The 6000-nt window shown below is 59.0% G+C and carries 6 protein-coding genes; 3 read left to right on the forward strand and 3 right to left on the reverse strand.

Annotation, left to right across the window (positions count from 1 at the left end):
- Window positions 1-60 precede the first annotated feature (60 nt).
- Both PMI32_RS17840 and PMI32_RS17835 read right to left on the reverse strand, forming a co-directional pair.
- Window positions 61-1455: a sensor histidine kinase gene (locus tag PMI32_RS17840; protein ID WP_008028103.1), complete on the reverse strand. Its 1395-nt coding sequence runs from the start codon at window positions 1453-1455 to the stop codon at window positions 61-63.
- Entirely contained in the window at window positions 1433-2116 is a 684-nt protein-coding gene (locus PMI32_RS17835; RefSeq protein ID WP_008028105.1) for a response regulator transcription factor, read from the reverse strand. Before PMI32_RS17835 ends, PMI32_RS17840 begins: the two co-directional genes overlap by 23 nt.
- A 148-nt stretch (window positions 2117-2264) precedes the next feature.
- Between PMI32_RS17835 and PMI32_RS29700 the strand changes: the two genes are divergently transcribed.
- Window positions 2265-2600 (forward strand): YdcA family protein, encoded by a 336-nt coding sequence (locus PMI32_RS29700; protein WP_008028106.1) that lies wholly within the window; start codon window positions 2265-2267, stop codon window positions 2598-2600.
- A 78-nt stretch (window positions 2601-2678) separates the two neighbouring features.
- Here the strand turns inward: PMI32_RS29700 and PMI32_RS17830 are convergent, their stop codons facing one another.
- Window positions 2679-3290, reverse strand: coding sequence for a glutathione S-transferase family protein (locus PMI32_RS17830; protein ID WP_008028108.1), 612 nt, complete (start codon window positions 3288-3290; stop codon window positions 2679-2681).
- A 372-nt stretch (window positions 3291-3662) separates the two neighbouring features.
- Here PMI32_RS17830 and PMI32_RS17825 point away from each other — a divergent pair, with 372 nt between their 5' ends.
- Together PMI32_RS17825 and PMI32_RS17820 are read left to right on the forward strand one after the other, a co-directional pair.
- Window positions 3663-4067, forward strand: a complete 405-nt coding sequence (locus tag PMI32_RS17825; RefSeq protein WP_007907888.1) for a TraR/DksA family transcriptional regulator — start codon at window positions 3663-3665, stop codon at window positions 4065-4067.
- A 581-nt stretch (window positions 4068-4648) separates the two neighbouring features.
- On the forward strand, window positions 4649-5872 hold the full coding sequence (locus PMI32_RS17820; protein ID WP_443216508.1) for a methyl-accepting chemotaxis protein: 1224 nt from the start codon (window positions 4649-4651) through the stop codon (window positions 5870-5872).
- The last annotated feature ends 128 nt before the right edge of the window (window positions 5873-6000 follow it).

Here is a 6000-nt window from a genome sequence, read left to right on the forward strand (position 1 = left end):
ATGACGCCATCGCCAGCAAGCTGGCTCCTACAGGGGGGTGTGTCTATTCAGGATTTCGTGTCAGCTTTGGGCAATCAGGCTCTGTCGGCAATCGAGCACCAACCGTGCGCCGCCCGATTCGCTGTCACCCACTTCGAGCGTAAACCCATGCAGGCTGACAATCGCCGCGACGATCGATAAGCCCAGCCCGAAGCCGCTTTGCTGATTGCCGCCCTCGGCGCGATAGAAGCGCTGAAACACCGCCTCGCGCTCGGCCAGCGCAATGCCGGGGCCGGAGTCGAGCACTTCGATCCGCGTATGCCCACCTTCGTTGATCCCGCGCAAAATCACCTCGCCCCCCGGCGGCGTGAATTTGATCGAGTTACTCAACAGGTTGGCCACCGCCTCGAACAGCAACGCCCGGTCGCCGTTCAGCGGCGGCAGAGTGTCAGGCAATTGCAGCTTGAACGTCAGTTCGCCTTCTTCCGCCAACGGCAGATAAAAGTCGTGCAGCTCCTGCAACAACGGCACCGGATCCAGCTGTACAAAACCGGAACGCCGCTGACGATCCTCCAGCTCGGAGATCCGTAGCAACCCGCGAAAACGCGCCATCAGCGTATCCGCTTCGGCGAGCACCGAGTCGAGCTGTGTCGCTTCTGCCGACCCTTCGCCGGCCTGTTGCTGCATGCGGTACAACTGCGCCCGCAAGCGGGTCAGCGGCGTGCGCAAGTCGTGGGCGATGTTGTCGCATACACCCTTGACCTCGTTCATCAAACGCTCGATGCGTTCGAGCATGGCGTTGACGATGGCGGCGAGCATGTCCAGTTCGTCGCGGCGATTGGACAGCGGCAAGCGTCGGGTCAGGTCGCCAGCTACGATGGCCTCGGCGCTGGCCTGAATCCCGCGAATGCGTCGCAACGGTCGACGGCGCAACAGGTGCCATCCGACGATGCCCGGCAAAATAGTCAGGGTCACACCCCAGAACAACGCGTGCAGAATGATGCGGGTCACGGCGAACAGCGAACCGTTGTCGCGCACCAGAATCAGCCAGCGACCGTCCCGTGTCTGGGTCGCCACGGCGTCGCAACTGTCGGCGGGCAGCGTCGGGTCATCGGAGTCGGCGCAGTCGCTGAGCATGTGAATCTTGCCGTCCAGCGGCAAACCTTTAGGAATGTGGCGCAGGGCACCGTTGAGGTAGCGATGCTCGGCATCGAACAGGCCGTAGGCGTCGATGCCGCGAATATCGAAGGTCATGCTGACGGCGAGGGCGTCCAGCAGTTGCTCGCCGGAAAAACGCGAGAACAAATGCTGACGTTGCATCAGCGAGTGCTTGGCCAGGTTGTCCAGGTAGGCGGACACCTCGTAATACATGACCCCCATGAGAATCCCGCTCCAGAGCACGAACAGCGAACTGTAGAGCGCCAGCAACCGGCTGCTGGAAGAGCGCCAGCCTTTAGAGGGGTTCGGCAATGACATAACCCGAGCCTCGCACGGTCCGAATCAGTGGGACATTGCCGGGCGGGTCGATCTTCTTGCGCAGGCGGCCGATGTGCACGTCGATCAGGTTGGTGCCGGGGTCGAAGTGATAACCCCAGACCTCTTCGAAAATCATCATCCGCGACAGAATTTGCCCGGTGTTGCGCATCAGAAATTCCAGCAACTTGTACTCAGTGGGCAACAGCGTCAGCAACTGGCCGTCGCGGCTGGCTTCGTGGCTGATCAGGTTCAGTTCCAGGTCCGCGACCCGCAGCGTGGTGGCCTGGGCGGTCACGGTATTCTGCCGGCGCAGCAGCACTTCGACGCGGGCGGCCATTTCATCGGTGGCAAACGGTTTGGTCAGGTAATCGTCACCGCCGGCACGCAAACCGCGCACGCGTTCATCGACATCGGAGAGGGCGCTGATCATCAGGATCGGCGTCGCCACGCCCATGGTCCGTAGCGTCGTGACGATCGCCAGGCCATCGAGCTCCGGCAACATGCGGTCGAGGGTGATCAAGTCATAGTTGCCATTGACCGCGCGCTCCAGACCTTCACGGCCATTGTCGACCCAATCCACGTCGAGGCCGTGGCTGCTCAGTTCGGCGACGATCTCCCGGGCGGTCACGGCGTCGTCTTCGATGGTCAAGATGCGGGTCATAGGGCGGACCTGATAGTCAGTTCAAGGCAAGTGTGTGGGCATTCTGCCAAGAAATGCCGGCGACTTTTTAAATTAACTTTCATGTGGCTCATGGGACGGCCCGGAACGTTGATATCATCTGGCCATAACCTTGAAAGGGAGTTCGACTGTGCGCACTTTGATTCGCCGTGGCGGGATGTCGATTGTTGTGTTGTTGCTGTGTGTCATCAGCGGGAGTGCCTGGGCGGGAAACACTCCGTGTTCGGGGAAGAAGGGCGGTATCGATCGTTGTGATGGCGACCTGTTCCTGTGTAATGACGGCTCTATCAGCGCCTCGAAGAAAAGTTGCTCGGCACGTTATGGCGATTCAAGCCAGGCTCGCCCACAAACCTTATTGCAGAGCTCCGATGGCTGCACTTGCGGCTCAGGTTCGTTTTGCACCGGCCCACGAGGCGGGGTGTATTGCCTGACACCCAGCGGCAACAAGAGCTACAAACGCAAGTAGCTCCTGTGCAATGCATAAAAAATCGCGAGCAGGCTCGCTCCTACAGTAGACCGCGTTCTTCTGCTGTCAGGTGCAACACTATTCGATCGGTGTACTCATGAATGCCTCAAGCCCCTCGGCATACTCGGTAAACGCACTGATCCGTGGAAATTGCCAGGCATCCACCTGATCCGGCACTACCAGGCAGGTAAAGCTCCAGGCCACCGCCAATGTAATCCCGTCCTGATCAATCGAACCGTCAGTCTTCAACGGTTGCAGTTCCAGCTCCCGCTCCAGTGCCGAATACGCGGCCGCCAATTGCCCCTCGACCCGTTCCACCCACGGCTCGAATTGAATTTCCGCGGGCCGCAGGTTGCGTTCGTAATAAAGTTGCACCGACTTCTCGCAGGCTGCCAACGCCAGGCCGATCAAGCGCAACGAACGCAGGCGTTGGTTCAAGTCCTCTGGCATCAGGCTGTTACCCGATCCGGCCAGTGCCTCCAGGTAATCGATGATCAACGTCGAGTCGATCAACACCTCGCCGTCATCCAGCACCAGCGTCGGCGCCTTGACCACCGGGTTGATCTGCTGGAACTGCTCGAAGTGCCGAAACACCGAAACCGACTGATGATCGAGGTCGATGCCCAGGCGTTTGGCGGAAATGGCAACGCGTCGCACGTAGGGCGAATCCAGCATGCCGATCAACTTCATTGAACCTCTCCTCAAGATTTGCCATTTCGGGAGGACAACCTTAGCTGAGGTTCATTGCCCTGCAAATGTGCTCGGTAAACACCACCGTTGAGGCCATTTGTCTTCTATATACAGCCGCTCGGTTGAATTTCTTGCTATAAACGCACTCCGATAACCACCGTAAAGGCTGACATAGAGCACTTTCGGGGCTTTGTCGGACAAATTCGCTGTCTTTTCAGTTGCTGAGGCCTCAAGTCGGCCTTAGACTGCCGCCCCTCGTAAATTGAGTGCCGGGTGGCGCTTGGAATAAACGGCGCCTTTCCGATGGCCAGACCAGGTCCGCCGGAACGCTCCCTAATTCGCCTTAATGCACGTTTTTTTATAGAGATATCAATGACAAAGGACAAGTTGCTGGCCATGCCGGCGGATGACTACATGAATGCCGAGCAACATGCTTTTTTCTCTGAGCTGTTGCAGAACATGAAAGTCGAAACCCATGAGCGCATCGAACAGAATCGCATCGCCATCGAGAGCCTGGATACCCCGGCCGATCCGGCTGACGCAGCTTCTGTCGAAGAAGAGCGCACCTGGCTGGTGAACGCGATCGATCGCGACCAGCGCATGCTGCCTCAGTTGGAACAGGCGCTGGAGCGCATCAAGGAAGACAGCTTCGGCTGGTGCGACGACAGCGGCGAGGCCATTGGCCTGAAGCGTCTGCTGATCAGCCCGACCACCAAGTACTGCATCGAAGCGCAAGAGCGTCACGAACAGATCGACAAGCACCAGCGTCAGGCCTGATTTCGTAGCGCCCCGCATCGCGGGCAAGCCTCACTCCTGAAGGAGCAAGGCTTGCCCGCGATGCTTTTTTTCGTCTGCGAAAAACCTCGCGCACTTCTATTGATCTGCTGCAACGACCACTACTAATGGACCATGGATAATGGCCCTCTAGTGGCGTTTAATGCAGTCACAACAATTAGAAGACGCATGGGGTGACGAAGATGACGAGAGACGGATCTCTGGTTGGGGCATTGCCTGCACCAGTGTTTGCACCGAAGACCCGCTGGTTGACGCCGACGCTGCAAAGCATCGCCCTGATGCTCTTGCTGTGCGGCATGACGCTGGGTGGCTGGCCGCTTTACGTTGGCTTGCCGTTGGCCGTCCTGATTATCTGGCTACCTCGGCTGCGTTCTCGTGCCATTCCCGAAGAACCCTCTGCCGACAACTCCAGCGCCATCGCCGAACTGACTCGCGATCTTTCCTACACCACCAGTCATAACGCCTTGTCGGCCGCCGGCGTGGCCTTTTCGGTCAAGCAACTGGCCGACAAACTGCAATCGCAACTTGGTGCCGCGGCACAGATTGTCAGCAACGCTGAAGTGATGATCGCCACCGAACAAGCCACCTCGACACTCAGTCGAACGGCCCTCAGTGCCGCCAGCGAAGCGCATCAGAGCAGCGCGGCAGGGCGCACGGAGCTGGTCGAATCCATCACCCGCATGCATCAACTCAGTCAGCGCGCGAGCAACAGTCGTGAGCTGATCGAAGCCCTGAGCCTGCGCAGCGACGATATCCAGCGGGTCACGCTGGTGATCCAGTCCATTGCCAGCCAGACCAATCTGCTGGCATTGAACGCGGCCATCGAAGCGGCACGGGCCGGGGAGCACGGTCGCGGGTTCGCGGTGGTCGCCGACGAGGTTCGCGGCTTGGCTGCGCGCACAGCGACGGCGACCGGCGAAGTCGGCGAGATGGTCGCTGATATCCAGCAACGCACCGCGCAAGTGGTGGAGCAGATCCGGCAGCTGTCCAGCGACCTCGACATCGGTGTCCAGCAGGTCGAGCACACCGGCCAGCACCTGGAGAACATTGCCCGCCTGGCGGCAGGCGTCGAAAGTCAGGTCGGCGATATTGCCAAGGGGGCCGACACCAACCGCGAACAACTCGACAGCCTGTTTCACGCCATCGAACAGATGCGCAGCGATCTGGCGATCAGCGATCAACAGACTCAGCGTCTGGCGCAAGCCGCGGTGCAAATGGAAGGTCAGGCTGAAACCATCAGCGAGCGCCTGGCCGAGGTCGGACTGGATGACTATCACCAGCGGATTTATGACCTGGCCCGCGAAGGCGCGCGTCAGATTGCGGAGCGCTTTGAGGCGGATATCGACCAGGGTCTTGTCAGTCTCGATGACTTGTTCGACCGCAGTTATCAGGCCATTCCTGACACCAGTCCGGCCAAGTACCAGACCCGTTTCGACCGCTACACCGATAAGGTTTTGCCGGCGATTCAGGAACCGTTACTGCCGCGCCATGAAGGCCTGGTGTTTGCTATCGCCTGCACGCAGCAAGGTTATGTGCCGACCCATAACAAGGTTTTCAGTCAGCCACTGACCGGTGATGTGCAGGTCGATACGCTGCAAAACCGCACCAAACGCAAATTTGCCGACCGCACCGGGATTCGTTGTGGCAGTCATCAACAGGCTGTTTTGTTGCAAACCTATACGCGGGACACGGGGGAGTTGATGCACGATCTTTCGGTGCCGATCATGCTCAAGGGGCGGCATTGGGGTGGTTTGCGGTTGGGGTATAAGCCGCAGGGTGCTCGTTGATAGGCATTGTTTTAGGGGTGTGTGTATATCCGTTTCTGCGGTAATGGCGGCTATTGGTTTCGCCCTTACGGCGAGTCACTTTGGAAAAGCCCCAAAGTAACCAAAGGGCTCTTGCCCCTTTCGTTCGG

This window comes from Pseudomonas sp. GM60 (assembly GCF_000282415.1).
In the GTDB taxonomy this organism is placed as follows: domain Bacteria; phylum Pseudomonadota; class Gammaproteobacteria; order Pseudomonadales; family Pseudomonadaceae; genus Aquipseudomonas; species Aquipseudomonas migulae.